Annotated in this window: 26 protein-coding genes and 1 pseudogene; 26 read left to right on the plus strand and 1 reads right to left on the minus strand. The window is 63.2% G+C overall.

Annotated features, from left to right (window positions below; genetic code table 11):
• From flgI to OVA12_RS14320, 26 genes and pseudogenes are all read left to right on the plus strand, one after another.
• Positions 1–1,113, plus strand: coding sequence for a flagellar basal body P-ring protein FlgI (gene flgI, locus OVA12_RS14195; protein ID WP_268138369.1), 1,113 nt, complete (start codon positions 1–3; stop codon positions 1,111–1,113).
• Between the two features lie 178 nt (positions 1,114–1,291).
• Positions 1,292–1,855, plus strand: coding sequence for a MotE family protein (locus OVA12_RS14200; RefSeq protein ID WP_268138371.1), 564 nt, complete (start codon positions 1,292–1,294; stop codon positions 1,853–1,855).
• Positions 1,855–2,571 carry a flagellar basal body L-ring protein FlgH gene (flgH, locus tag OVA12_RS14205; RefSeq protein ID WP_268138374.1) on the plus strand — a complete coding sequence of 239 codons (717 nt, stop codon included), beginning with the start codon at positions 1,855–1,857 and terminating at the stop codon, positions 2,569–2,571. The genes OVA12_RS14200 and flgH overlap by 1 nt, the downstream gene beginning before the upstream one ends.
• A 26-nt stretch (positions 2,572–2,597) precedes the next feature.
• Positions 2,598–3,086 (plus strand): flagellar basal body-associated FliL family protein, encoded by a 489-nt coding sequence (locus OVA12_RS14210; protein WP_268138377.1) that lies wholly within the window; start codon positions 2,598–2,600, stop codon positions 3,084–3,086.
• Positions 3,083–3,838: a flagellar type III secretion system pore protein FliP gene (fliP, locus tag OVA12_RS14215; protein ID WP_268138380.1), complete on the plus strand. Its 756-nt coding sequence runs from the start codon at positions 3,083–3,085 to the stop codon at positions 3,836–3,838. The genes OVA12_RS14210 and fliP overlap by 4 nt, the downstream gene beginning before the upstream one ends.
• A 466-nt stretch (positions 3,839–4,304) precedes the next feature.
• A complete protein-coding gene (locus OVA12_RS14220; protein ID WP_268138382.1) occupies positions 4,305–5,222 on the plus strand; it encodes a flagellin N-terminal helical domain-containing protein in 918 nt (305 codons plus the stop codon).
• 169 nt (positions 5,223–5,391) lie between these two features.
• Positions 5,392–7,032: a flagellar basal-body MS-ring/collar protein FliF gene (gene fliF, locus OVA12_RS14225; protein WP_268138384.1), complete on the plus strand. Its 1,641-nt coding sequence runs from the start codon at positions 5,392–5,394 to the stop codon at positions 7,030–7,032.
• The gene (locus OVA12_RS14230) at positions 7,032–7,577 is read left to right on the plus strand and encodes a hypothetical protein (protein WP_268138386.1); all 546 of its coding nucleotides are present in this window, start codon (positions 7,032–7,034) and stop codon (positions 7,575–7,577) included. Before fliF ends, OVA12_RS14230 begins: the two co-directional genes overlap by 1 nt.
• Before the next feature lie 96 nt (positions 7,578–7,673).
• A complete protein-coding gene (locus OVA12_RS14235) occupies positions 7,674–9,083 on the plus strand; it encodes a MotB family protein (protein ID WP_268138389.1) in 1,410 nt (469 codons plus the stop codon).
• Positions 9,080–10,423, plus strand: coding sequence for a chemotaxis protein (locus tag OVA12_RS14240; RefSeq protein WP_268138392.1), 1,344 nt, complete (start codon positions 9,080–9,082; stop codon positions 10,421–10,423). Before OVA12_RS14235 ends, OVA12_RS14240 begins: the two co-directional genes overlap by 4 nt.
• The gene (gene fliK / locus OVA12_RS14245; protein ID WP_268138396.1) at positions 10,414–11,727 is read left to right on the plus strand and encodes a flagellar hook-length control protein FliK; all 1,314 of its coding nucleotides are present in this window, start codon (positions 10,414–10,416) and stop codon (positions 11,725–11,727) included. Before OVA12_RS14240 ends, fliK begins: the two co-directional genes overlap by 10 nt.
• Before the next feature lie 13 nt (positions 11,728–11,740).
• Positions 11,741–12,268: a transglycosylase SLT domain-containing protein gene (locus OVA12_RS14250; RefSeq protein WP_268138399.1), complete on the plus strand. Its 528-nt coding sequence runs from the start codon at positions 11,741–11,743 to the stop codon at positions 12,266–12,268.
• A 424-nt stretch (positions 12,269–12,692) separates the two neighbouring features.
• Positions 12,693–13,968: pseudogene (locus OVA12_RS14255) on the plus strand (flagellar hook protein FlgE).
• 27 nt (positions 13,969–13,995) lie between these two features.
• Entirely contained in the window at positions 13,996–15,477 is a 1,482-nt protein-coding gene (gene flgK / locus OVA12_RS14260; protein WP_268138402.1) for a flagellar hook-associated protein FlgK, read from the plus strand.
• Between the two features lie 6 nt (positions 15,478–15,483).
• Positions 15,484–16,533: a flagellar hook-associated family protein gene (locus OVA12_RS14265; RefSeq protein WP_268138404.1), complete on the plus strand. Its 1,050-nt coding sequence runs from the start codon at positions 15,484–15,486 to the stop codon at positions 16,531–16,533.
• Positions 16,534–16,600: 67 nt separating this feature from the next.
• Positions 16,601–16,951 (plus strand): flagellar biosynthesis regulator FlaF, encoded by a 351-nt coding sequence (gene flaF / locus OVA12_RS14270; RefSeq protein WP_268138406.1) that lies wholly within the window; start codon positions 16,601–16,603, stop codon positions 16,949–16,951.
• A gap of 5 nt (positions 16,952–16,956) precedes the next feature.
• Positions 16,957–17,379, plus strand: coding sequence for a flagellar biosynthesis repressor FlbT (gene flbT / locus OVA12_RS14275; RefSeq protein WP_268138408.1), 423 nt, complete (start codon positions 16,957–16,959; stop codon positions 17,377–17,379).
• Between the two features lie 25 nt (positions 17,380–17,404).
• Positions 17,405–17,821 carry a flagellar hook assembly protein FlgD gene (flgD, locus tag OVA12_RS14280; RefSeq protein WP_268138410.1) on the plus strand — a complete coding sequence of 139 codons (417 nt, stop codon included), beginning with the start codon at positions 17,405–17,407 and terminating at the stop codon, positions 17,819–17,821.
• A 2-nt stretch (positions 17,822–17,823) separates the two neighbouring features.
• Positions 17,824–18,090, plus strand: coding sequence for a flagellar biosynthetic protein FliQ (locus OVA12_RS14285; protein ID WP_268138412.1), 267 nt, complete (start codon positions 17,824–17,826; stop codon positions 18,088–18,090).
• 334 nt (positions 18,091–18,424) lie between these two features.
• Positions 18,425–20,515 (plus strand): flagellar biosynthesis protein FlhA, encoded by a 2,091-nt coding sequence (gene flhA, locus OVA12_RS14290; RefSeq protein WP_268138414.1) that lies wholly within the window; start codon positions 18,425–18,427, stop codon positions 20,513–20,515.
• A gap of 2 nt (positions 20,516–20,517) precedes the next feature.
• The gene (fliR, locus tag OVA12_RS14295; RefSeq protein ID WP_268138416.1) at positions 20,518–21,291 is read left to right on the plus strand and encodes a flagellar biosynthesis protein FliR; all 774 of its coding nucleotides are present in this window, start codon (positions 20,518–20,520) and stop codon (positions 21,289–21,291) included.
• Positions 21,292–21,298: 7 nt separating this feature from the next.
• The gene (locus tag OVA12_RS14300) at positions 21,299–21,736 is read left to right on the plus strand and encodes a flagellar biosynthesis protein R (protein ID WP_268138419.1); all 438 of its coding nucleotides are present in this window, start codon (positions 21,299–21,301) and stop codon (positions 21,734–21,736) included.
• 43 nt (positions 21,737–21,779) lie between these two features.
• Positions 21,780–22,244, plus strand: coding sequence for a rod-binding protein (locus OVA12_RS14305; protein ID WP_268138421.1), 465 nt, complete (start codon positions 21,780–21,782; stop codon positions 22,242–22,244).
• Positions 22,241–22,660, plus strand: coding sequence for a hypothetical protein (locus OVA12_RS14310; RefSeq protein WP_268138423.1), 420 nt, complete (start codon positions 22,241–22,243; stop codon positions 22,658–22,660). The genes OVA12_RS14305 and OVA12_RS14310 overlap by 4 nt, the downstream gene beginning before the upstream one ends.
• Positions 22,657–23,112, plus strand: a complete 456-nt coding sequence (locus OVA12_RS14315; protein WP_268138425.1) for a hypothetical protein — start codon at positions 22,657–22,659, stop codon at positions 23,110–23,112. Before OVA12_RS14310 ends, OVA12_RS14315 begins: the two co-directional genes overlap by 4 nt.
• Before the next feature lie 160 nt (positions 23,113–23,272).
• A complete protein-coding gene (locus tag OVA12_RS14320) occupies positions 23,273–24,223 on the plus strand; it encodes an antitoxin Xre/MbcA/ParS toxin-binding domain-containing protein (protein ID WP_268138427.1) in 951 nt (316 codons plus the stop codon).
• Positions 24,224–24,251: 28 nt separating this feature from the next.
• Here the strand turns inward: OVA12_RS14320 and OVA12_RS14325 are convergent, their stop codons facing one another.
• Positions 24,252–24,680 carry a hypothetical protein gene (locus OVA12_RS14325; protein WP_268138429.1) on the minus strand — a complete coding sequence of 143 codons (429 nt, stop codon included), beginning with the start codon at positions 24,678–24,680 and terminating at the stop codon, positions 24,252–24,254.
• Positions 24,681–24,725 lie beyond the last annotated feature (45 nt).

Genomic DNA, 24,725 nt, shown 5'->3' on the forward strand with positions numbered 1-24,725 from the left:
ATGCGCCGAATTTTCCTCGCGCTGGCGGCAGTTGTCTGCTGCGCGCTTGCCGGAACGCCCGTGTCTGCGATGGTCCGCATCAAGGACATCGCCACACTGCAGGGTGTGCGCGACAACCAGCTTGTCGGCTACGGGCTGGTGCTGGGCCTGCAGGGCTCCGGTGATACGCTGCGCAACTCCCCCTTCACCGAGCAATCGCTGCAGTCGATGCTGGACAGCATGGGCGTCAACGTCCGCGATGCCCGGTTGCGCACGCGAAACGTTGCGGCCGTGGTGGTGACGGCGACGCTTCCGCCCTTCTCTGGCCAGGGCTCGCGCATTGACGTCAGCGTCTCATCGCTGGGCGATGCGGCGTCGCTTGCCGGTGGCACCCTGGTGGCGACCCCGCTGCTGGGCGCTGATGGCTCGGTCTATGCCGTTGCACAGGGCGCGGTCGCAGTCTCCGGCTTTTCGGAAACCGGTCAAGCGGAAAGCCTGAAACAGGGCATTCCGACCGTTGGCCGCATCCCGAACGGCGCGCTGATCGAACGCAATCTGCCCGACCGCTTCGCCAACATTCCAGGTCTCGTGCTGGAGCTGTCCAATCCGGACTTCCGCACCGCTGTCCGGGTTGCCGATGCGATCAACCGCCACACCAAGGCAACCTATGGCGTCAATGCAGCTAAGGAACGGGACTATCGTTCCATCGACCTGACCCCGCCGAAGAAGGTCAATGTCACCCGCTTCATGGCCGAGATCGAAGGTCTGCTGGTCCAGCCGGATACGCCTGCCCGCGTCGTCATCGACGAGCGCACGGGAACCGTTGTCATCGGCCGCGATGTGCAGGTCTCCACCGTCGCCGTTACCCACGGCAACCTGACTGTCCGCATCACCGAAGCCCCGGAAGCGTCCCAGCCGCAGCCGTTCTCCTACACCGGCGAAACCGTCGTGACCCCGCGCACCTTCATCGACGCGGAACAGACGGGCGGTCAGCTGGCAATCGTTGGCGGCACCGACCTGCAGACCCTGGTGCGCGGCCTCAACCGCATCGGCCTGAAACCCACCGGCATCATCGCCATCCTGACGGCCATCAAGACGGCCGGCGCGCTTCAGGCGGATCTGGTGATCCAGTAGCAGCAGCCCTCGGCGTCCATCTCCCGCGCCCCAACAAGAAAAAGCCCCGCACCACCCCCGGTGCGGGGCTTTTTCTTGGTCTCCTGGCCCCTGATCGCAATCCTGTCCGGCCAAGCCCCGCGCAAGCCTCACAGGCCATAGTCATGGGCAACAGCGACAGGAAAGGACGTCCCTCCCCATGGTCCGCAAGTCTTGCCTGCCCGCGCGGCATGGCCCCCGCTCACGATTGCTCTTGCCGCGTCTGGCGCTCGCCGCCGCGACCTTGTTCGCGCCAGGCGTTGCCCTTGCGCAAAACACTCCGATGCCGAAACCGCAGGCGGTGGTGCTGGAGGAGGACGGGCTGTCCGATGCGGAAATGTACTGTCGCAACACCGGCAACGCCGCCAACGACGCGCGCCTGGCCTGGCAGACCTGGAACCTCATTTCGCTTGAGGAAAAGGTGAAGGTACGCATTCGCGAACTCGAACAGAAACGGGCCGAATACGAGGCCTGGGTCGAGCGGCGGGAAAAGGTGCTGAGCGAGGTCGAGGGGCACGTTGTCTCGATCTTCCAGCGCATGCGGCCGGAGGCTGCCGCCGCGCAGCTCGCGACCCTCGATGAGGACACGGCGGTGGCCGTGCTCGTCAAGCTCAACGCCCGCGCGGCCAGCCAGATCCTCGACGAGATGGAGCCTGCCCGCGCAGCCCAGCTCACCCATTCCATGGCCGGACTGACGAAATCCGAAGCTGAGGGAAGCCTTTGATGCGACTGTCCATGTCTGCCCGGGCCGTGCTCGCGCTGGGCCTTCTTTCCGGCGGCTGCGCCGGCCAGCTTCAGGATCTCGGCCGCGAACCCACCATGTCGCCCGTCGGGTACGGCCTTGCCTCCCAGCCGGCTGCCGTCTATCCGCTCAACACCTTCAGCCCCAGTGCGCGCAAGGACTACAATTCGCTCTGGGTCGGTGGCCGTGAGGACTTCTTCTCCGACCCCCGCGCGCGCCGGGTGGGCGATGTCCTGACCGTCCGCATCGCCATCAACGACAAGGCGACGCTGGACAACAATTCCAACCGCGGCCGCAACTCGACCATCGGCCTTGGCGGCGAACTGTCGGCCGGCTGGGATGGCAAGTCGATTGCCGGCGAAGCCTCGCTTGACGGGACCTCGGGGTCCAACTCCGCCTCGCGCGGGTCGATCGACCGCAAGGAGGAGATCGAACTCTCCGTCGCTGCGGTCGTCACCGACCGGCTGCCGAACGGCAATCTTGTCATCTCCGGGTCGCAGGAAGTGCGCGTCAACTTCGAGATGCGTGTGCTCAACGTCTCCGGCATCGTCCGCCCGCGGGACATCGCCGGCAACAACACCATCGAATACGACAAGATCGCCGAGGCCCGCGTCTCCTATGGCGGCCGTGGCCGCATCTCCGAAGTTCAGCAGCCGGGCTGGGGCCAGCAGCTTTACGATGCGGTGGTGCCCTACTGATGGCCGGCTTTCGACGGAGACCAGACATGGCTGATGCCGATTTTTCCTCGTCAGGCCGCAGCGCAGGCACGGCCGGATTCATGGGGTCCCTGCTGCTCCTGACCATTCTGGCGGTCGGGGTCGGCGCCGTTGCCGGGCTGTATTTCACCGATACGGTTCGCCGCGCAGTCGACGCCGAGGCGGCCGCCACACCGCCTCCGGCAAAGCCGGTCTATGACATGGTCTCGCAGCTGCGCTCACTGAAGCCACTGGTCACCAACCTCGCCAGTCCGCAGGACGCCTGGATCCGGGTTCAGGTTTCCATCGTGCTGGACGAGACCGGCGTCGAAGACCCTGGTGTCCTTGCCGGACATATCGAGGAAGATATCGTCGCCTATCTGCGCACGATCACCCTCGCCCATGTCGAGGGCGCGGCTGGACTGCAGCATCTGCGGGAAGACCTCAACGAGCGCGCCATCGCCCGCTCCGAAGGCAAGGTCCGCGAACTCATTCTCGAATCCCTGGTGGTGCAATGACGCGGTTCTGGCTTGCCCTTGCGTTCCTTCTGGCCGGCACGTCGCTGGCTGCGGCCCAGTCCGTTCCCGCCCTGCCTGATCTCTCCAGCCTGATCCCGCAAGGAGAAGGCAGCACGGCAGGGCGCATTGTTCAGGTCATGGCCCTTTTGACGGTCCTCTCCGTCGCGCCGGGCATCCTGATCATGGTGACAAGCTTCATCCGCTTTTCCATCGCCTTCTCGTTCCTGCGCTCCTCCATCGGCCTGCAGACAACGCCGGGCAACCTGATCATCATCTCGCTGGCGATGTTCATGACCTTCTACGTCATGGCCCCGACCTTTGACCGGGCCTGGAAGGACGGCATGGCGCCGTTGATGAACAACGAGATCACCGAGGTTGAGGCCTATGACCGGATCACCGATCCGTTCCGCGATTTCATGCTCAGCCAGGTGCGTGAGCAGGATCTGGTGCTGTTTGACGAGCTTGCCGCTGGCCGCGTGACGCAGGGCGAGGCAAATTCCGCGCAGGAAGTGGAGCTGCGGGTGCTGATCCCGGCCTTCATGATTTCCGAACTGCGCCGGGGCTTCGAGATCGGCTTCCTCATCGCGCTGCCCTTCCTGGTCATCGACATGATCGTCGCCACGATCACGATGTCGATGGGCATGATGATGCTTCCACCCACCGTCATTTCCCTACCGTTCAAGGCACTGTTCTTCATCCTAATTGACGGCTGGAACCTCCTCGTCGGCAGCCTGGTGAGATCGTTCATTTAGCTGGCAAATAAAATCCTGACACGACCCAGGGCGAGGCCGCAATGCCTCGCCCTTTTGGCATTCCGGGGCGGTGTATATCCACCTCCAGGGTCATCCCCGCCTTGTGCGGGGATCCATTCGGTTTCGGTGCACTTCGCGAAATCATGGCTTGGCCCGAACCGTTTGTTCGGATCCCCGCACAAGGCGGGGATGACGGTCGTTGGGGGGATGTTTGGTCCAGCCGAACCCGTGATGCGAACCGGGACGGCCAGGTGATCACGACGCGCTACCTGCGTCTCACCGCAAACTTGAAAACTCCATCCGCTTCACATCTGGTCAGCTTCGCGCAAGCATGCCGGTCTAGGTTGAACTCACGACAGGTTGAACGGAACCCAACACACCGTTCAAAGGCATGACGCCGCCCTGTCGTACCGGTGAAAGCCCGGTATGTCCCCTTCAAGATCTTCCAATATGAAAGGGACTTATCATGTCCAGCTTGATGACCAACGCATCCGCCATGACGGCGCTCCAGACGCTGAACTCCACCAACAAGTCGATGGCACAGGTGCAGAACCGCATCTCCACCGGCTACCGGGTGGCTTCGGCCCAGGACAACGCCGCTTACTGGTCGATCGCAACCACCATGCGTTCTGACAACATGGCTCTTTCCGCAGTGAAGGACGCCCTGGGTCTCGGCGCTGCTACGGTGGACGTCATGTACACGGCCATGGACAAGACCGTTGATGTCGTCAACGAGATCAAGTCGAAGCTCGTCGCCGCCCGCCAGCCGGGTGTTGACCGCGCCAAGATCCAGTCCGACGTCACCGAGCTGCAGGGCCAGCTGAAGACGATTGCAGACTCGTCCGTATTCAACGGCGAGAACTGGCTGTCGGTCAACTCCGGCGCTGCATCTTACAACACGACCAAGACGGTCGTTGGCTCGTTCACTCGCTCTGGCGGTGCCATCAAGATCGACACGATCGCGATCGACATCACCAAGACCGAACTGTACGACAGCGCCGACCAGTCGGGCATTCTCGACAAGGACCGTACCGTTGGTGGCACCACCGCAAAGGTGTCGACCATCAACATCTCGGCCCTGACCGACTCTGCGCCGGACCTGACCACGCTGGAAAACCAGATCTCGGTCGTGGACGCTGCCCTTGGTGACATCACCAACGCAGCCACCCTGCTGGGTTCGGTGAAGAAGCGCGTTGACCTGCAGAAGGACTTCGCGACGGCCCTCACCGATGCCATCGATCGTGGCGTTGGCCAGCTGGTTGACGCCGACATGAGCAAGGAATCGACCCGTCTGCAGGCTCTTCAGACCCAGCAGCAGCTCGGCATCCAGGCCCTGTCGATCGCCAACTCGAGCAGCCAGAACATCCTGTCGCTGTTCCGCTAAGACCTTCGGCCGCAAGGCCAGGATCTCGATGAGGCCGCGTCCGCAAGGGCGCGGCCTCTTTCGTTTTTTGGCGTTCACCCGCAAGGCCCGTCACCTGCCGCAAGCCTCGCGCCAGCCAGCCCCGCGATAGTCGGACAAGGTTCAGACCGAACGAGCACAGGGGTATGGAATGCCAGGCCGTGAACATGCCGAAAAACTCTTGGCCAATCTGATGGAGCTTGGTGTCAAGCGCCTCATTGCGCTGGCCCTCATCGGACTTGCGACCGTCCTGACCGTTGGTCTGGGCGCCTACTATCTGAGCCGTCCGCAGATGACGGCGCTCTACACCGGCCTTGAAGGCGACGATGTCAACCGCATCGGCTCCGCACTTCAGGATGCCGGCATTCCCTACGACATCAGCTCGGATGGCGCGGCGGTCATGGTTAGCCATGGTGCCGCAGCAAGGGCGCGCATGCTGCTGGCCGAAAGGGGCCTGCCGCGCGGTGGCAGTTCGGGCTACGAGCTGTTCAACGATGTCGGCTCGCTGGGTCTTACCTCCTTCATGCAGGAAGTCACCCGCGTCCGCGCGCTGGAAGGCGAGCTGTCCCGCACCATCCAGCTGATGCAGGACGTGCGCGCCGCCCGCGTGCACATCGTCATGCCGGAGAAGGCCTCCTTCCGCCGCGACCAGCAACCGCCCTCCGCCTCCGTCGTCATCCGCTCCGATGCGCCGAATGACACGCGCACGGCCGACGCGATCCGCCATCTGGTGGCCTCCTCCGTGCCTGGTATGACCGCCGACAAGGTGACGGTGCTCGACACCTCTGGCGGCCTGCTGGCCACCGGCAAGGATCCTGCGAATGCCTCCGCCGGCCAGATGGCGAGCCTCGAAACCGCCGTCAGCGCCCGCATTCAGGAAAACATCCGCAAGACCCTGACCCCCTATCTCGGCCTTGACCACTTCCAGGTCAGCGTTGCGGCGGATCTCAACACCGACAAGCGCCGCATTTCGGAAACCGTCTTCGATCCGGAATCGCGGACCGAACGCTCTGTCCGCACCATCCGCCAGAACGAGACCTCGCAGAACTCCAGCACCGAGACCCCGACGACGGTGGAGCAGAACCTGCCCGAGGAGGAAGTCCAGGCCCAGGATGGCGAACGCTCCAGCGAGGAAAACCAGCGCCGCGAGGAAACCGTCAACTACGAGATTTCGTCCAAGACCATCGAGACCTCGCAGGACGGCTATTCGGTCGAGCGCCTGTCCATTGCTGTGCTCGTCGACAAGGCGCGGCTTGCGGCAGCGCTTGGCGGCACGCCCGACGAGACTGCCGTTCGCGAGCAGCTCGCCGAGATCGAGCAGCTTGTTGCCTCCTCCGCCGGCGTCAGTGCGGCACGCGGCGACACGATCAAGGTCTCCATGGTCGAGTTCTTCGAAGGTGCCGGCGATCTTGCTCCCGCGCCGCCGCTGTCGATCTCCGAGCTGCTGCTGCGCCAGTCGGGCAACATGATCAACGCGGTCGCGATCATGACCGTCGCGGGCCTGCTGATCTGGTTTGGCCTGCGTCCGGCCCTGGCCGTCCTCGTCCCGCAACGCGCCGAAAAGCCGGCCGAGATCTCCGAAATGGCCATGGCCGGCGAAATGGATGCGCAGGGCATGCAGTTCGCAGAACAGCGAGCCCTGGCCGCGCCCGACCATACGGCCCTGCTCACCGATCTCACCAACAAGATCAACCAGTCCTCGATCAAGAAGCTCGAGTCGCTGCTTGAACTGGACGAGGAACAGTCCGCCGCGATCCTCAAGCAGTGGATGTATGAAGGGGAGCGCGTCTGATGCAGCACCGCACCATCGCCGCGCACATCCCGGAACTCTCCGCCCCCGGCTTCCCGCGCCTCAGCAAGGCGGATGTGGTCATCGCGGATGTCATTCTCGGCAATGACCGCCCGCCGGAGCCCACGGTCGAAGAACGTCTGGCGGCAGAATATGCCCGCGGTGTGCGCACCGGGCGCCAGGCGGCCCGGCTGGAAGTGGATGCCGAGCTCGAAAAGCGTGTCGAAGGACTGCGCGAGGAGTTTGAAACGGCCCGCCGCGCCTATGAGCAGGAAGCCGCCGAGATGCTGGGCGAGACACTCGCCGACAGTTTCGAGCAACTGGAAACCCGGCTCGCCGAAGCAACTGAGCGCGTGCTGCTGCCCTTTCTCGGCGAGGCCGTCACGGGCCGTGCCCTTGAAAGCTTCCGCACAGCGCTCACCGAGATCCTGACCGGGTGGCGGCACGGACCGGCGAACCATCGTCGTCAGCGGTCCAGAAGCGCTCTTTCCCCTGATCACGGATGGGCTGGGGCCTTTGCAGGACCGGGTCCAGCTTGTGTCCGGTGAAGGGCCGGAAGTGTGCGCCGTTCTCGATGACACGGTGATCGAAACCCAGATCGCGGACTGGCTCGACCGGATCCGCAGTGCCCGGGAGCAGGTGGAATGACTGCGGAACTGCAGCCCAATGAGATCGTGATCGTCCGCCGCCGCGCATCGCTCGACAGTGAGCAGGTCAAGAACGGCGTCTGGAAGATCGCGTTTGCCGACTTCATGACCGCCATGATGGCCTTCTTTCTGGTGATGTGGCTGATCAACGTCACCGATGACAGCGTGCGCCGGGGCGTGGCCCAGTATTTCAACCCGGTCAAGCTCGCCTCGACGACCCAGACCCGCAAGGGACTCAACGATCCCGACATGCCGGGGCCGGAACAGGGCAAGCCCGGCGAGATCGACGTCATCATGAATTCCCCGCCGGATCCCAATGGCACGCCAGGCACGGCCAACGGGCAGGACATGACCACCCAGACCGCCGAACGCGAGGCAGCTGCCGCGCGGCGTGGGCTGGGCGAGTTCAAACCGTCGCAGTCCGAGACTGCCCTGTTCCGCGATCCCTATGCCGTTCTTGACCAGCTGGCCGAAAGTGTCGCGCTGACGCCGGGCCAGGGCGCGGCGCCTGAAACACGCGGGCTTGGGGCTCAGCGCCAGGAGGGCGCACAGGGCGGCGAGGCCTTCCGCGATCCGTTTGATCCCATGTACTGGCAGTTCCTTCAGGGCCGCGAAACCGCCGGCAAGGAAGGCGGAAAGACTGAGGCTGTGACAGGCGAAGTGCCGAACGGGACCCTGGCCTATCAGGCAAGCGTCGACACGCCGGAGGGCGACGCACCCGCCCGTCCCGCTACCGCAAAGTCCGAACCTGCAAAGCCCGAGGCCACGGCGACGGAGGTTGCCAGTGGCGCTGGTCCGCAGCCGGCGCTGGGCGCTGGACCGACGGCAAGCACGCGCCAGGCAGCAGCGGATGCCAGCGATCCCAAAGCCGCGCCCATGGTCAAGGGCCAGGACGGGACGGCGCCGGGCGAGCCCGCCCCGACAGTTGCCGAGACCGAGGCGCGTCAGCTCGCCGAGACGCTTGGCAAGGTGTTGCAGGGTGCGGAAGGCACGGCCCTCGGCGCCACGGCCGCCCGCATCAATGTCGAGCAGCAGGGCGCCGGCGTCCTGATCAGCCTCACCGATGACCAAAACTACGGCATGTTTGCAGTCGGCTCGGCCGAGCCGCGCGGGGAACTGGTCAAGCTGATGGAGCGGATCGGCGGTGTCCTCGCTGGCAAGCCGGGCCGGATCATCATCCGGGGCCACACGGACGGGCGTCCCTTCAAGTCGAAGGATTACGACAACTGGCGCCTGTCGACGGCGCGGGCGCACATGGCCCTCTACATGCTGCAGCGTGGTGGCGTTGACGCTGGCCGGATCGACCGCGTCGAGGGCTACGCCGACCGGGACCTGAAGCAGCCGCAGGATCCGCTGTCACCTGTGAACCGCCGCATCGAGATCTTCATCCTGGAGGGCGAAGCATGATCTGGTGTCGATCCTTCAGGCCATCGCGCAGCTGCGTCTCGTCCCGGGTTGCCCTTGTTGCCCTTGCGCTGACTTTCGTCAGTACGGCGGCGGGGCAGGCAACTGGCCAAGCCGGCATGCCGGCAGGGGGCGAACCTCTGACAGAACCTCAGGCCGCAACAGCGGAGGCCACCCAGGCGGGCGCGGCGCTGGCGGACCGCGCCGCCCCGGCCGGAACGCAACCTTACGAGCTGGTGCGAACGCTGCAGGCCCTGCAGGGGGAAGTCGCCAAGGGCAGTGCCGAGGCGCATCTGGCCCAGCGTGCCTTGCTCAACCGGATGAATGCGGAGTTCCTCGCAGCGCCTGCCGAGGTCTGGACCGATCAGCGCAACGCACGCGCCGCGGTGATCCATCTGCTCAGCGGTGGCAACCCGAAGGTGATGCGGCAATTGCTCGTCCAGTCTCCACCCCCGGCCGTCGAGGCTGACCTGATGCAGGGGGCCATCGCCTATGTCGACGGCCAGTCCGAGACCGCGCGCAAGCTGCTCGCAGGTTTCGAGCCGATGGACATGCCACCCAATCTTGGCGGACAGGTCGCGCTGGTCCGTGCGGCGCTGGAGGTCTCGGAAAATCCACAAGAGGCGTTGCGGCTGCTCGGTCAGGCCCGTCTCCTGATGCCTGGCACCTTGATCGAGGAAGCGGCCCTGCGGCGGGAGGTCTTTCTGGCCGGCAAGCTCGGCGAGATCGACCGTTTCCAGTCCCTGTCGATCCGCTATCTGCGCCGGTTCAAGACATCCATCTATGCCGGTGACTTCCAGCGCCGCTTCGGCCTGGCTCTCGACGGGCTCGGCTTTGGCAAGGATGAACGCCGGTTCGATCTGCTTGAGCAGCTCCTTGCCGAATTCGATCCGAAAGCGCGGCAGACCTATTACCTCGGGGTTACGCGCCAGGCGGTCACCAGCGGCAACCTTGCCATCGCGCGCAAGTCCGCAGACCGGACCCGCCCGCTGGTTGCCAAAGGGTCGCCGGAAGAGCTGCGGCTGCGGCTTTATACGGCCGCTTCGGCGCTGGCACCCGAGGACATCATGAACACGCGCCAGCTGCTCTGGTCGATTGATCGCAAGGCGCTCGGTCCGGAAGAGCTTGCGCTGATGGATGCGGTCTATGCGGTCCTCAATCATGTGCGCCACTGGCCCAATCCGCCGGAAGGTGTGATCGCCGATCTGGGCGGCTACGCGCGGGCATCCGGCCCGGCGGAGCCCGGCTGGCAGCGGCCGGTCATGCGCGAGGCCGAATATGCCCTGAAACAAACAGATGCCCTTCTGGGCCATAAGCGGGGGGGAACCCGGACATGGCAGTAAGCACTTCTGCAGTCGCCCAGGCTGCAGCACCTGCCGGCAGCAGCCGGCCGCAGGACACCCGCAGCGACGAGGCCGGCAGCGGCTTCTCGGATGTTCTGCGCGATGTGTCGCAGCCGAAGGATCAGGACAGCGAAGCGGCAGGCTCTCAGGCAACAAACGACCAGCCTGCGGATGCCGCGTCCGTCGAGGCAGCGACCCCAAACGCCGATGATCCGGCCGGTCTGCTGAAGCTGCTGGAAGCTGCCGCCAGCCCGGCCACACCGTCAGGGGATGTTGCAGCAACGGTTGCACAGCCAACCTCTGCGCCGGTCGATGCCGGTACGCTGGCGGCCATGCTGGGTCTTGTGCAGGCTGGTGCGAAACCTGGCCAGTCCTCGGCTCAGGTTCAAGGGTCAACGTCAGGACGTGGCGCGGCGTCCGGTACGCCGTTTGTCCCCACGACCGGCAACCCGGTTGGCCCCGGCGTGGCCATTACCGGACAAGGCACCACATCTCAGACCGCCGGAACATCGTCCGGCACGAATGCGACCGCAGCAGCTGCGACAGCACTCTCCGGCATCGATGACGAAGGTCTCTTCGCACGCTTCGCCGTGGCACCGGAGGAAGCAAGTCTGAAGACAGGCGAGGGCCGATCCGGTGAGACGTTGCGTGCGATGGCCGAAGTCGGTCAGGTCCGCGTGCTGCGCGAGGAAACGCATTTTGCGCCGTCATTGCGCCTCTCGCCGATCCAGCAGATTGGCGAGGCCATCACAAGCGCTCTTGCTGAACCGCGCCCCGCTCCGGGCGGCAGTGCGGCGGCGTCCAGCCTCTTCAGTCCCAGCTCCGACCGGCCAATGGTCAAGGTGCTGGAGATCCAGCTGCAGCCGATGGAACTGGGCAGCGTCAAGGTTGCGCTGCGCCTGATAGGTGATCGGGTCGAAGTGGTCCTGTCGGCACAGAATCCGGATACCGCGGAGCTCTTGAAACAGGATCGCCAGTTGCTCGAGCAGATGCTGCGCGTTGTCGGCCAGAAGGCGGACACGATCACCATCCAGTCCGCCGGCGACGACCGGCCGATGTTCCAGATCAACGGATCAATGCCAGGCCAGTCAAGTGGCCAGTCAAACGGCCAGTCGACGGGATGGGGCGCTGCCTCCGGCGATGGATCGGCCGCCTTTGGCGGCGAGACGCGTGAGGGCGCTCAGGGACAAGACGGGGCAGGCGGCAAGGCCGGATCGCGTCAGGGACAGGAAGATCAGGACTCGGCGACACATGCAGCAGTTTCGGACAATCGCGGCGATCGCAGCGGCGCTGTTTATCTGTAATGCACCGCTCGGGATGGGATCAACCGGCGCAGCACTTGCTGCGCCGGGCCAGTCCATTTGCGAGCGCGAGATGGCGGCGGCAGCGCGCGCCTACAAGATCCCGCTCGGCGTTCTCTACGCGGTCGGTCTCACTGAAACGGGGCGGCGCAATTCGCTTTCGCCTTACGCCCTGAACATCGAGGGGCAGCCAAAATTCCCGGCCAATGCCCGCGCGGCTGAGGCAGAGGTTCTTGCTGCCAAGGCGCGCGGCAAGAAGCTGATCGACGTCGGCTGCATGCAGATCAACCAGCATTTTCATGGCGAGAAGTTCCGCTCTGTCGCCCACATGCTGGAGCCGCGCGCCAATGTCCGTTACGCCGCACGGTTCCTCAACGAACTGCACGCCCGCCAGGGAACCTGGACCATGGCGGTGGCCCGCTATCACGCCGGCCCGAACAACGATCCGGCGCAAAAGCGCTATGTCTGCAAGGTCATCACCAACATGGTCGCCAGTGGCTTTGGCGAGTGGACACCGGAAGCCAGCAAATTCTGCAAGACCTGATCGCGGCGCGCGGGATGCGCCCCTTGCGTGCGCGTTCCGGTCAAGTTGCGCGCCCGCAGTCGTCATTTTGGTCCTGCGAGCATGGTCGTCCTTGATGCGGAAACACTCGTTCCGAGGTCATCCCCGCCTTGTGCGGGGATCCACACCACCGGTACGGCCGACCTGTGGTCCTGATACCGGCGGCCGAAAAGCTGGATCCCCGCACAAGGCGGGGATGACTGCGGATTTAGTGTCTAATAGATAAAATCCGCAGCTCCAATGCAAAAAATCCAATTAATTCGTGTATTTATCAGTATAAAATAGTAATTTATGCTTAAAAATTTATTAAATATCGGCAATTGACGATCTGTTGCTCCCTCAACAGCTTCACGCAAGATTGCCGGCGTTGAATGTCTCCAGAAGGTTTGGAAACGGGAGACGTTCCATGAGTCTTTACGGCGTAATGCGCACCGGCGTGTCCGGCATGAATGCCCAGTCCAGCAAGCTCGGCACCGTTGCGGACAACATCGCGAATTCGAATACCACCGGTTACAAGCGCTCGGCGTCCGAGTTCACATCGATGGTCCTGTCGCAGGGAACGGGTGCCTATAACTCCGGTGGCGTCCAGGCGAACACGGTGCGGGCCATCTCGCAGCAGGGCACGCTCAGCTACACCACATCGTCCCTGAACCTTGCCATCGACGGCAACGGCTTCTTCCGTGGTGGCCGATCGTGACGGCACCCAGTCACTGACCCGCGCCGGTGCCTTCGTCATCGACAAGGAAGGCTATCTGGTCAACACCGCCGGCTTCACGCTTCAGGGCTATCCGATCAAGGGCGGCGTCGCGGCAACCCCGGTTGCCAACGGTCTCGGTGGCCTCGTTGATGTCAATGTTTCCCAGAACCAGCTGGAAGCAACCCGGACCAGTGCGGCAACGCTCTGGACCAACGTGCCCGAGGGTGCGACGATTGTTGCCCCGGCCAACCTGCCGTCGGCCAACGCTGCGACTGCAACCTATTCCGCCAAGACGTCGGTCATCACTTTCGACAACCTCGGCAATCAGGTGAAGCTGGACGTCTACTACTCCAAGACCGCGCAGACAGCTGCCGATTCCACCTGGGAAGTCGCCGTCTACAATGCAGCCCAGGCCGGCCCCGGCGGTGGGTTCCCCTACACCGGCCCGGCACTGTCGACCCAGACACTGACCTACAGCCGGACGACCGGCAAACTCACGGCCGCCAGCCCGAAGGACATCGCCCTCACGATCCCGAACGGCGGCACCTTCAACATGGATCTCTCCGGCAGCACCTCGCTCGCCTCGAGCTTTGCAGTCACCAAGGTCGAAGCGAACGGCAACGCGCCGAGCGCGGTCGAGACGGTGGAGTTCAACCAGGAAGGCGTGCTCAGCGCGGTTTACTCCAACGGTGCCCGCCGCGAGATCTTCCGCATCCCGCTCGCCGATGTGCCGAGCCCGGACAAGCTGACGGCGCTCTCGGGCAACATCTACACCCAGTCGAACAACTCCGGCGACATCCGCGTCGGGTTCCCGGGTGAGGGTGGTCTGGGCAGCGTGGTGGTCGGTGCCCTCGAAGACTCCAACGTCGATCTGGCGACCGAGCTGACCTCCATGATCGAGTCCCAGCGTGGCTACACGGCGAACTCGAAGGTCTTCAAGGCAGGCTCCGACCTGCTCGAGGAACTGGTCAACCTCGTCCGCTGATGCGCCGAGCAGCAAGGAATATGTGACATGAGCCTTTCCGTTGCCCTGAAGGTCGCCCAGTCGGCCCTGAGCGCGCGCCAGACCGAAACGGCGACCGTCTCCCGCAACATCGCCGGGGCCCAGGAGGCCGGTTACTCCCGCAAGACGGTGCTGCTCAGCACCGTCGTCAGCGAAGGGGGGCACACCGGCGGCGTTCGCAGCGATGGTATCCGCAGGACGACCGACACCGCCCTCTACAGCTCGCTGCTGCGCTCCACGTCCCGCGCCACATCGCAGGACGCAGTCGCCGCAGGCCTTGAGAAGCTTGAGCGGACGGTCGGCAACACCGAGCTGAAGCGCTCCCCCGCTGCCCAGCTCGGCACTCTGGAAACAGCCATCCAGAACTACGCCTCCGATCCGGGCAATTCCATTCTTGCCCAGACGATGCTCGGGGCGGCCAAGGACACGGTTCAGCTGCTCAACGAGTACACCGGCCTTGTCCAGGGTGTGCGCGCCGAGGCAGATGCCGACATCAACAGCTCCGTCGGCCGCATCAACGAACTGCTCGGTCAGGTCGAACGCCTCAATGGTGTCATCGTCAAGGGCGGCCAGTCGGGCGCCGATATCACTGACGCGCTGGATGCCCGCGACAAGGCCCTGCATGCCCTGTCCGAAGAGATTGGCATCTCGACCCTGACCGCGCCCGATGGCGGGGTCGTGATCTACACCGACAGCGGCGTGACCCTGTTCGAGACCACGGCCCGCACGGTCAGCTTCGCGCCCACCAACACTTTCAATGCGGCGACGACCGGCAATGCCATCTACATCGATGGCGTCCCGGTGACGGGACCGAGCGCGATCATGCCCATCGGCAACGGTCGGCTGCATGGCCTGACCCAGCTGCGCGACCAGACAGCCGTCACCTACCAGAGCCAGCTCGACGAAGTGGCGCGCGGTCTGATCGAGGCCTTTGCCGAGAAGGACCAGTCCGGTGGCGGCGGTCCCGATCTGGCCGGTCTGTTCACCTACTCCGGCGGCCCCGCGCTTCCGGCCACGGCGACGCTCTCGGCCGGTCTTGCCGGAGATATCCGCATCAATGCCAGCGCCGATCCGGACCAGGGCGGCAGTCTCGAGCGCTTGCGTGATGGTGGCATGAACGGCGCCGCCTACGACTACAACCCGGCCAACAACGCCGGCTATGCGACGCGGATCCAGGACAATGTCTCGGCTCTCAATGCACAGCGCGTCTTCGATGGCGGTGTCGGCCTCGACCCGACCGACACGCTGAAGGGCTTTGCAGGCTCATCGGTCAGCTGGTTGCAGGCCGCGCGCAAGTCTTCAGCAGCCGATGTCGAGGTGCAGTCCGTCATCGTCACGCGCACGGCCGATGCGCTGTCCAACGTCACCGGCGTCAACCTCGATGAGGAAATGACGCTGCTGCTCGACATCGAACGGGCCTATGGCGCGGCAGCCAAGCTGATTTCCGCCGTTGACCGCATGCTCGACGATCTGCTCTCCGCCGCGAGGTAACCCAAGATGAAAACGTCCTACATCTCCACGTTCACCCTGTCGGACTCCTCACGGAGCCTCCTGCAGCGCCAGACCGCAAACCTTGCCAAGTTGCAGATCGAGATTTCCTCTGGCCGCAAGGCGGACATCGGGCTTGATCTCGGGGCTCGGACCGGTGAGGCCGTGTCGGTTCGTGCCGAGCACACCCGGCTCGATGCTATGATCGACACCAATGCCCTCACGGCCTCGCGCCTGGACGTCACCCAGGCGGCCTTGAAGGACCTCCTGACCACCACGCAGGAGAGCCTTGCGACCCTCGTCGCCGTGCGCGACAGCAATGGCTCGGCCTCGGTTGCCAAGGGGCAGGCGGAAGGCAGCTTGAAACTGCTCATCTCGCGTCTGAACACCCAGCTCGGTGGCACCTACATTTTCTCCGGCATCAACACCGATGCCAAGCCGGTCACGGACTATTTCGCGACCCCGGCCTCCGCCAGCAAGACAGCCGTGGATGCGGCCTTTACCGGCGCGTTCGGCTTCAACCAGAGCAACCCGGGCGTTGCAACGATCACCCCGGCGGCGATGACGGCCTTCCTCAACGGCCCGTTCGATGCGCTTTTCGCTGATCCGCAGTGGGGGGCCACCTGGTCGACGGCGACAAACCAGACCATGACCTCGCAGATCTCCCCGGCCGAGTCCCTGAACAGCTCGGTCAGCGCCAACGAAAAGCCGATGCGCCAGCTCGCTGCGGCCTTCACGATGATGGCGGATCTGGGTGCCGAAGGGCTTGGCAAGGAGACCTACAAGGTCGTCGTCGACAAGGCGATCTCGCTTCTGGGTGAGGCCGTCGTCGGTGTCACCAACCTCAAGGGCGAGGTTGGCCTCGCGCAGTCGCGCGTGTCGGCCGCCAGCGACCGGCTCGAAGTCCAGACCAACATCCTGAACAAGCGCGTGAACAGCCTTGAGCTGGTCGACAAGGAGGAAACGGCGGTGCGTCTCAACACCGCGATCACACAGCTCGAGACGACCTACGCGGTCAGCTCCCGCATCCAGAGACTGAGCATCCTGAACTTCCTGTGAGACGCGGCCGCTCGGAGGACGGGGGCAAAGTCCGCGGCCCTGTCCCTGACGGCACAAGTGAGGTGACATGTACAATTTTTCTTATGCCGAGGCGATTGACGACTTTGGCCGTGACCAGCGCGCCGAGGAACGGCAGGCGATGGACCTCGTCATTGCCCAGCTCGAACTGGCCCGCGAACGCGGCCCCCGGTCGCGCGAGACGATCGAGGCCGTCTACAACACCCGCCGTCTTTGGAGCTACTTCATCGACAATCTGGCCGAGGAAACCAACGAGCTTCCGGTCGAGATCCGCGCCGACCTCATCTCCATCGGCATCTGGGTGATCAAGGAACTGGAACGAATCCGCCGCCAGGAGACCGACAGCCTCGACGCCCTCATCGAGATCAACATCATCATTCGCGACAGCCTTGCACGGTGACCTCAATGCACATTGCCCTCAAAGCCGGTGAACGCATCTTCATCAACGGCGCTGTTCTGCGGGTGGACCGCAAGACGAGCCTCGAGCTGATGAACAACGCGGTGTTTCTGCTCGAAGCGCATGTCCTGCAGCCGCAGGACACGACCACGCCGCTGCGGCAGATCTACTTCGTGCTGCAGTCGATGCTGATGGACCCTGTCGCCGCCAGCCATGCCCGCGACCTTGCCGAGGTGCTGATCGCCTCGACCCGCAAGACCTTCTCCAACCGCGACATCGTCGATGGTCTTGGGGAGGTCGAGGCTTACATGGCCGAGGATCGTCTGTTCGACGCGCTGAAGACCATCCGCGGCCTCTATTCCATCGAAGCCATGATCATGAGCGGCAAGGTTGCCGACCGAAGCCGCACTGGCGAAACCGAAGCCGCGTGACGCTCGCGCCGCAGGAGAAACGCAGATGACCGTCATTCAGCCGACCGCCATCCCGGTCAACCAGGCCACTCAGGCCGGAAAGTCCGGCACGGCCGCCGCCAAGGAACAGCTCACCCTCGACTACAATGCCTTCCTGCAGCTGATGATGGCGCAGATGAAGAACCAGGATCCGACCGAACCGGTGGATGCGACCCAGCAGCTCGCTCAGCTTGCCAGCTTTTCGCAGGTCGAGCAGGCGATCAAGACCAACTCGAAGCTGGAAACCCTGCTCACCAACATGTCCTTTGGCCAGGTCGATGACCTGATCGGGCGGACGGTGACTGACACCGCCACCAAAGTTTCCGGCAAGGTGGCGTCGGTCGAGGTCTACAGCGATGGCACCATGCTGGCGCTGGAAAATGGCAAGAAGGTCCTTCTCGGCCCGGGCGTGAAGATCTCCTGACCATGAACGAGGCCGATGCCATTGATCTCGTGCGCAACGCCATCTGGGCGATCATCGTCGGTTCTGCGCCGGCGGTGGTCCCCGCGATGGTCGTCGGCGTTGCCATCGCGCTGCTGCAGGCGTTGACCCAGGTTCAGGAAGTCACCCTGACCTTCATCCCGAAGATCCTGGCGATCCTCGTCATGATCATCATCGCCGCCCCGTTCATCGGGTCGGAAATCTATGCCCTCACCGCCCTGGTCTACGGCCGCATCGAAAACGGGTTCTGATCGGCAAGGTCCTGTTGCGGTTGGGACACGCAGATGGATGCGCCGCAAACCGCAGCATCCCTCTCCTCCCTTGAGGGTGAGATGCCCCCGTCAGGGGGCAGAGGGGGATACGCGGCCTGTCAGACCATTCGTGAGGCAGCAGGCCGCCGCTGCGCTGCTTCTCCAAAGTCTGCTGGCACAGACATCTTCTCGGCAACGGGTGGAACAGTCTTGCCCGTCAGGCTGACGACGCCACAGCTTCGATACAATGGGACCGCCCACCGCCCTCCGGTCCATGCCCGCGCAAGCTTCACCACCGATAGTGGAGGCGCGATCCCTCGAAACGAGATGAGGCATGTCGGATACAGCCCTTACGGCCATCGGCCAGACACCCAACGGAAGTCGCCGCGACATTGGTTTTGCCGTTGGCATCGCCCTGATCCTGGCGGTTCTCTTCCTGCCCATTCCCACCTTCATGATCGACATGGGCCTGGCGCTGTCCATCGCGCTGTCCGTCCTGATCCTGATGGTGTCCCTCTGGATCCAGAAGCCACTCGATTTCTCGTCTTTCCCGACGATCCTTCTGATCTCGACGATGCTGCGCCTCGCGCTGAACATCGCCACGACCCGCGTCATCCTGGCCAATGGCCACGAAGGTGTTGACGCTGCCGGTCACATCATCAACGGCTTTTCCACCTTCGTCATGGGCGGTGATTTCGTCATCGGCCTCATCGTGTTTGCCATCCTGATCACGGTGAACTTCATCGTCATCACCAAGGGTGCGACGCGTATCGCTGAAGTCGGTGCGCGCTTCACCCTCGATGCCATTCCCGGCAAGCAGATGGCAATCGATGCGGATCTGTCCGCCGGTCTCATCGACGACAAGGAAGCGCAGCGCCGCCGCCGCGAGCTGGAAGAGGAAAGCTCCTTCTTCGGTGCCATGGACGGTGCGTCCAAGTTCGTCCGTGGTGACGCCATCGCCGGCCTCATCATCACTGCGGTCAACATCTTCGGCGGCATTGTCATCGGCGTCACGCGCTATGGCATGTCGTTGTCCGAAGCCTCGGACGTCTTCACCAAGCTGTCGGTTGGCGACGGTCTGGTGTCGCAGATCCCGGCGCTCATCGTGTCGCTGGCCGCCGGTCTGCTGGTGTCGAAGGGCGGTACGCGCGGGGCGACTGAGACGGCGGTGCTGAACCAGCTCGCTGCCTACCCGCGTGCGCTCATGGTTGCCGCAGCGCTGATGGGCATCTTCGCCCTCATGCCGGGCCTGCCCTTCGTCCCCTTCGCGTTCCTCGGTGGTCTTATGGCCTTCATCAGCTATTCGATCCCGAAGAAGAAGGCCGAAGCAGACAAGATGGCGAAGGCCGTCGCCGAAGCAGCCGAGGCCAAGTCCCGGCGGGACAGCCGCGAGTCCGTCAAGGAGTCCCTCAAGACGGCCGAGATCGAGCTTTGCCTCGGCAAGCAGGTCGCCTCCCAGCTGCTGGTCGGCCACAACGAGCTGGCCCGCCGCGTCGGCAAGATGCGCCGCAAGTTCGCCGAGCAGTATGGCTTCGTCGTCCCGGATATCCGCGTCTCCGACAGCCTGACCCTGGATCCCAAGTCCTACCAGATCCGCATTCACGGCACCGTTGTCGCCATGCAGGAACTGAAGGTTGGCGAGCTTCTGGTCATGACCGACGAGGACCGCAACTTGCCGCTGCTGGGCGAACCGACCCGTGAGCCTGCCTTCGGCATGCCGGCCTACTGGGTGCCGATGGCCTATCAGGATGAACTGAAGCGCGATGGCCTCGTGCCGGCCGACAACAACACGGTGATCCTCACCCACCTGTCCGAGGTGATCCGCAACAACCTGCCGCAGCTTTTGTCCTACAAGGACATGCGCAACCTGCTGGACCGGCTCGATCCGGAATACCGCAAGCTGATCGACGACATCTGCCCGTCGCACATCTCGTTCTCAGGCTTGCAGGCGGTGCTGAAGCTTCTGCTGTCGGAACGCGTGTCCATCCGCAACCTGCACCTCATCCTGGAGGCTGTGGCCGAGATCGTTCCGCATGTCCGCCGCTCGGAGCAGGTGGTGGAACATGTGCGCATGCGCATTGCCCAGCAGATCTGCGGTGATCTTGCCGAAGGCGGGCCGCTCAACATCCTGCGCCTTGGCAACCGGTGGGATCTGGCCTTCCACCAGAGCATGAAGCGCGACAGCAAGGGCGATGTCATCGAGTTCGACATCGAGCCGCAGCTGGTCGAGGAGTTCGGCACCCAGATGTCCGCATCGGTGAAGGCGCACATGACCGGCGGCAAACGGTTCGCCATCGTCGCGGCGCCGGAAGCGCGCCCCTATGTGCGCATGATCGTGGAGCGCATGTTCCCGACCTTGCCGGTCCTGTCCCATCTCGAAATCGCGCGAGGCACGGATGTCGCGACCATCGGCAGCATTTCCTGATCATGCTGGGCGAGATGATCCTGGCCAGGTTCGGTACGGAGACGGTTCTGGCCGTCTTCCTGCTGTTTTGCCGGATTGGCAGTTGCCTTATGGTCATTCCCGGCTTTGGCAGCGACCGCATTCCCATCCGGGTGCGCCTGTTCGTCGCCATCGCCATCACGCTGGCCCTGTCGCCTCTGCTGCTGCCGTCGATGCGCTCAGTCATCCCCGATCAGGGGCTTGCCACCGTGACGCGGCTCATTGCTGCGGAACTGTTTGTCGGGCTGTTGCTGGGGCTGATGGGGCGCTGCTTCATTGCTGCGCTGGAGACCATCGGCACGCTGATTTCCATGTCGATCGGCCTGTCCACCATGCCTGGTATGGCGGTGGAAGGGAACGAGGCGATCCCGCCGCTGGCCAACCTGATGACGCTTGCCGCGACGGCCATGGTGTTCATCACCAACCAGCACTGGGAGCTGATCCGCGCCCTTGCCGACAGCTATTCCGCCGTGCCGGCGGGGGCAGGTCTCGATGTGCAGAGCGGACTGACGCGGTTTGCCGATCAGCTCTCGGCCACGTTCCTGCTGGCGCTGCGGATCGGCAGTCCCTTCGTGATCTACGCGGTGGTGATCAACTTCGCGCTTGGCCTTGCCAACAAGCTGACACCGCAGATCCCGGTCTATTTCATCGCCATGCCCTTCGTCATCGCGGGCGGCCTTTACTTCCTTTACGTCGTGCTGGGGGAAGCAATTCTCCTGTTCCTCGACGGATATGTCACCTGGCTCAAATTCAGTTGAGGCTCAAATGTCAAAGAACGCCAAGGAAATCGGGCGCATCCTCAAGCTCCAGCGTCAGATCCACCAGTTGTCAGCCTGGATGCTGGTCAATCTCGACCGCCAGGACGAACAGCTTGCCGAGCGGCAGGAGCGTGTGCTGAAGGCGCTGTCCGAGGGGGAACTTGCGTTGCAGGACCGCTTCATTCGCAACGCCTCCCAGCGGCTGAAAACCATTGCCGAAGAGCAAGCACGTCTGTCTGCCGCGCGCGAGAAGGTCGAGGCCGAGATGGCCCGGCAGGGGCGGATGCTGAAGGTCACCGAGCGCCGTCTGGCAACGGTTGCCCGGCTCGAGCATCAGGCCAGTGAAAACCGCCGTCTGGCGGAGATCATCGAGCGCCACATCAATGCCGAGACGCAAGCCTCCCACAAGCTGGACGACCTAGTTTCGAAGGCAATGGAAGCCTGATCTCCGGACCTTCGTTGCCGGACTGTGCCGCTGGAGGTGCTCCATGGCGATTTCCCCGCCAACCGATCTCGTTCTTGATGTTGTCCGTGCCGCTGAACCAGCCACCGCACGCCTGGCGGCCGCAAAGCTGGAGCGGATGGCCTATGCCGCCGGCGCTGCAGACAGTGTCGAGGGCACGCCCTTTGCCGATGCGCTGGACAGTGCCGACAGCGCATACACCGATGTCCCGGCCCTGCCAGGCGGAACGGGAGAGGCGCGCGTGGCGATGTACAACGCCACATCCGTCAATCATGGCAGCCTGTCACCGGCCCAGAAATTCGAAGCCATGATCCTGCAGCAGTTTGTCGACGGCATGATGCCGGACGATGCCGAGAGCGTCTACGGCTCGGGAACTGCGGGCGGGATCTGGAAATCCATGCTGGCAGAACAGATCAGCACGCAGATCGCCGCGCGCGGCGGCATTGGCATCGCTGATTTCGTCAACTCTACCCTGAAGGCACGCGCATGAACGAGGCCCCAGTCTTGCCCCTCTCATCCGAACCGGTCGACCGCCTCTCCGGCCCTGCCGGGGATGCGCTGATCGCCGCGATCAGCAAGGCACATGCTGTCGTCGAAGCCGAAACGCGCGCCCTGCGGGAGCAGGCAAGTCTGGATCTGCGCGCCTTCGAACATCGCAAGAGCCAGGCGCTTCTGGAGCTGACGCGGGCCAGCCGCGGCCTTCTGCCCGCCGGCGTCGAAAGCCTGCGCGGCACACCCGTGGCCGAGGAGCTTGGCCATCTGCGCGAGGCGCTTGACGCCAACATGACCCTGCTCGCCAAACATCTCGATGCGGTCCGCGAAATCGCCGAGGTGATTTCCCGGGCCATGCTCGAGGCCGAGTCTGACGGCACCTATTCCGAACGTCTCGCGGGGTGGCGGCCATGATCCGGCTTGTCGCCGTAGCCCTCTGGATCTGCCTGGCCACGCTCGCGTCCAGCTACGGTGCGGTCTACTACATGACCCACCAGGGCCCGGGTGCGGCCGATGATGCGAAGCTGGGCGGCCTTGACTACGAAAGGCTGCGGCCGATCAACGTGCCGATCCTCGAGAATGGCGCCCTGCAAGGCTATGTGGTCGCCCAGCTCGTCTTCACCGCCGACAGCGACAATCTCAACAGTCTCGCTGTGCCTCCGCATCCCTTCATCGTCGACGAGACCTTCCGGCTGATCTACGCGGACGAGAGCCTGAATTTTCGCAAGCTCGAGCGCTATGATCTTGAACGCCTCAAGACTCGTGTCCGCGACACCGTCAATGCCCGCCTCGGCAAGGACCTGATCCAGGACATCCTCGTCGAGGAATTCAACTACTTCGCCAAGGACGACGTGATCTCGCACTAAGAACTGATTGTGCAGCACGGTCTTTGCAATTGACAAAAAGGCGTCAGGGCTCTATTTTCTACACAACAACTAACTTCATTTCTTGAGAGACTTGGGCTCCAGGTGATGAGGGAAAAAAGCCGGCGAAAGCCGGTTTTTTTATGCCCTCGGGGGGCGCAGATTGCTGACGTTACGCACGCGCGTTTATATTGACGGCTACAATCTCTACTACGGCTGCCTGCGCGAAACGGCGTACAAGTGGCTGGATGTCTTGGCTCTGTTTGAGAACCAGATTCTCCCCTCAATCCTCTATCGTCCGACACCAAATAATGACCCTGCAAGGATGGTTCTGCATCCTGATTGTGCAGTGAAGTACTTCACTGCAAAGATAATCGAAAGTGCTGCGAGAGGAAAAGATTCAGTATCATCTCAAGCGCATTATCATAATGCATTGACGCAGCACTGCCGCGGACGCGTTCGGTTTATTTTAGGGAAATATTCGATATACAAAGCGAACCAATACGCAGTCGACATCGAAGATCCTGCACGTTGGCCGAGGGATTGCGAAAGAGTTCAGGTTTGGAAACTCGAGGAAAAGCAGTCCGATGTGAACATCGCGCTACAACTTTATGATGACGCTTTGAGTGGAGACATAGATCAAGTGGTATTGGTGACCAATGATACGGATCTCTCCCCTGCACTCGAAATGCTGAAGGCGCGTTGTCCGAACATTGTGCGAGGCCTTGTCGTCCCAACCCGTAAACTGGGAGCCGATGGGGTGGTCGAGCGAGAGGCGAACGCATCTCTGACAAAGCATGCAAATTGGGTGAGGCGCCACATTCTGGCGGATGAACTCAGGGCGTCCCAACTTCCCGACGTGGTTACCGGCGCTCGCCGCGCAAGCATCAAGCCTCATTCGTGGTACGCAAAGCCGCATCACATTACGATGATGCTTGAACTCGCCCGGCCAGTTTTAGGCACCGATGCCGAGGTCCTCAAATGGTCTCGCAAACAAAACGAACACTTCGATGGCCGGAGACCCATCGATCTCCTTGAGACGGATGCGGGCGCCGCAGAGCTTTTCGATTACATCGAAGCCTATGTGCGGGATGGGTTCCGCCGAAACAACTGACGCAACGTTCTGTCGTTAACCCGTGAGCCTACTGAGCCACTGGCTTCAGACGCGCATCGGCGAGGGCATGGGCCAGGCGGTCCGTGTTTTCTTCCGGATCCTCGGACGGATCGGCAAATTCCACGTGATGGATGTCAACGGACGATCCACGCGCATCAAGGGTCAGGCCAAAATAGACCCACACGCCCTTGTTGCGAAATTCCAGGTCCAGCCGCACGCTGGGTGTCGTGTTCCAGTCCAGCTCCGTCTGCGCACCAAGGCCGTAGCGGAGGGTCTCGTTCTTGAAGAACAATTCGGTCGACGATTTCACCAGGTCTGAGATGTTGGCGTGTTTTTCCGTCCGCACGAAGGCGATGTAATCGATCACGTCAACCAGCCGCAGCTCCTCCGCTACGTCACTGATAGCGGCCGCGAGCATCTCTTCGCGGACCTGTCCGGCGCCTGTAAGATGGGTCATCGGACTGGAGGAGCCTTTTTGCATCATGCGGCCTTCAAACCATTC

Origin of the sequence: Pannonibacter sp. SL95, from assembly GCF_026672425.1 — a bacterium.
In the GTDB taxonomy this organism is placed as follows: Bacteria; Pseudomonadota; Alphaproteobacteria; order Rhizobiales; family Stappiaceae; genus Pannonibacter.

Coding starts and splice junctions, on each gene's coding strand:
- OVA12_RS14200 (WP_268138371.1), top strand. CDS start 1,292: ATGGTCCGCAAGTCTTGCCTGCCCGCGCGGCATGGCCCCCGCTCACGA.
- flbT (WP_268138408.1), top strand. CDS start 16,957: ATGCACATTGCCCTCAAAGCCGGTGAACGCATCTTCATCAACGGCGCT.
- OVA12_RS14230 (WP_268138386.1), top strand. CDS start 7,032: ATGCAGCACCGCACCATCGCCGCGCACATCCCGGAACTCTCCGCCCCC.
- OVA12_RS14220 (WP_268138382.1), top strand. CDS start 4,305: ATGTCCAGCTTGATGACCAACGCATCCGCCATGACGGCGCTCCAGACG.
- fliF (WP_268138384.1), top strand. CDS start 5,392: ATGCCAGGCCGTGAACATGCCGAAAAACTCTTGGCCAATCTGATGGAG.
- flaF (WP_268138406.1), top strand. CDS start 16,601: ATGTACAATTTTTCTTATGCCGAGGCGATTGACGACTTTGGCCGTGAC.
- OVA12_RS14265 (WP_268138404.1), top strand. CDS start 15,484: ATGAAAACGTCCTACATCTCCACGTTCACCCTGTCGGACTCCTCACGG.
- fliP (WP_268138380.1), top strand. CDS start 3,083: ATGACGCGGTTCTGGCTTGCCCTTGCGTTCCTTCTGGCCGGCACGTCG.
- flgK (WP_268138402.1), top strand. CDS start 13,996: ATGAGCCTTTCCGTTGCCCTGAAGGTCGCCCAGTCGGCCCTGAGCGCG.
- flgI (WP_268138369.1), top strand. CDS start 1: ATGCGCCGAATTTTCCTCGCGCTGGCGGCAGTTGTCTGCTGCGCGCTT.
- OVA12_RS14235 (WP_268138389.1), top strand. CDS start 7,674: ATGACTGCGGAACTGCAGCCCAATGAGATCGTGATCGTCCGCCGCCGC.
- fliK (WP_268138396.1), top strand. CDS start 10,414: ATGGCAGTAAGCACTTCTGCAGTCGCCCAGGCTGCAGCACCTGCCGGC.
- flgH (WP_268138374.1), top strand. CDS start 1,855: ATGCGACTGTCCATGTCTGCCCGGGCCGTGCTCGCGCTGGGCCTTCTT.
- OVA12_RS14315 (WP_268138425.1), top strand. CDS start 22,657: ATGATCCGGCTTGTCGCCGTAGCCCTCTGGATCTGCCTGGCCACGCTC.
- OVA12_RS14310 (WP_268138423.1), top strand. CDS start 22,241: ATGAACGAGGCCCCAGTCTTGCCCCTCTCATCCGAACCGGTCGACCGC.
- OVA12_RS14210 (WP_268138377.1), top strand. CDS start 2,598: ATGGCTGATGCCGATTTTTCCTCGTCAGGCCGCAGCGCAGGCACGGCC.
- fliR (WP_268138416.1), top strand. CDS start 20,518: ATGCTGGGCGAGATGATCCTGGCCAGGTTCGGTACGGAGACGGTTCTG.
- OVA12_RS14325 (WP_268138429.1), bottom strand. CDS start 24,680: ATGACCCATCTTACAGGCGCCGGACAGGTCCGCGAAGAGATGCTCGCG.
- OVA12_RS14285 (WP_268138412.1), top strand. CDS start 17,824: ATGAACGAGGCCGATGCCATTGATCTCGTGCGCAACGCCATCTGGGCG.
- flhA (WP_268138414.1), top strand. CDS start 18,425: ATGTCGGATACAGCCCTTACGGCCATCGGCCAGACACCCAACGGAAGT.
- OVA12_RS14305 (WP_268138421.1), top strand. CDS start 21,780: ATGGCGATTTCCCCGCCAACCGATCTCGTTCTTGATGTTGTCCGTGCC.
- OVA12_RS14250 (WP_268138399.1), top strand. CDS start 11,741: ATGGGATCAACCGGCGCAGCACTTGCTGCGCCGGGCCAGTCCATTTGC.
- OVA12_RS14240 (WP_268138392.1), top strand. CDS start 9,080: ATGATCTGGTGTCGATCCTTCAGGCCATCGCGCAGCTGCGTCTCGTCC.
- flgD (WP_268138410.1), top strand. CDS start 17,405: ATGACCGTCATTCAGCCGACCGCCATCCCGGTCAACCAGGCCACTCAG.
- OVA12_RS14300 (WP_268138419.1), top strand. CDS start 21,299: ATGTCAAAGAACGCCAAGGAAATCGGGCGCATCCTCAAGCTCCAGCGT.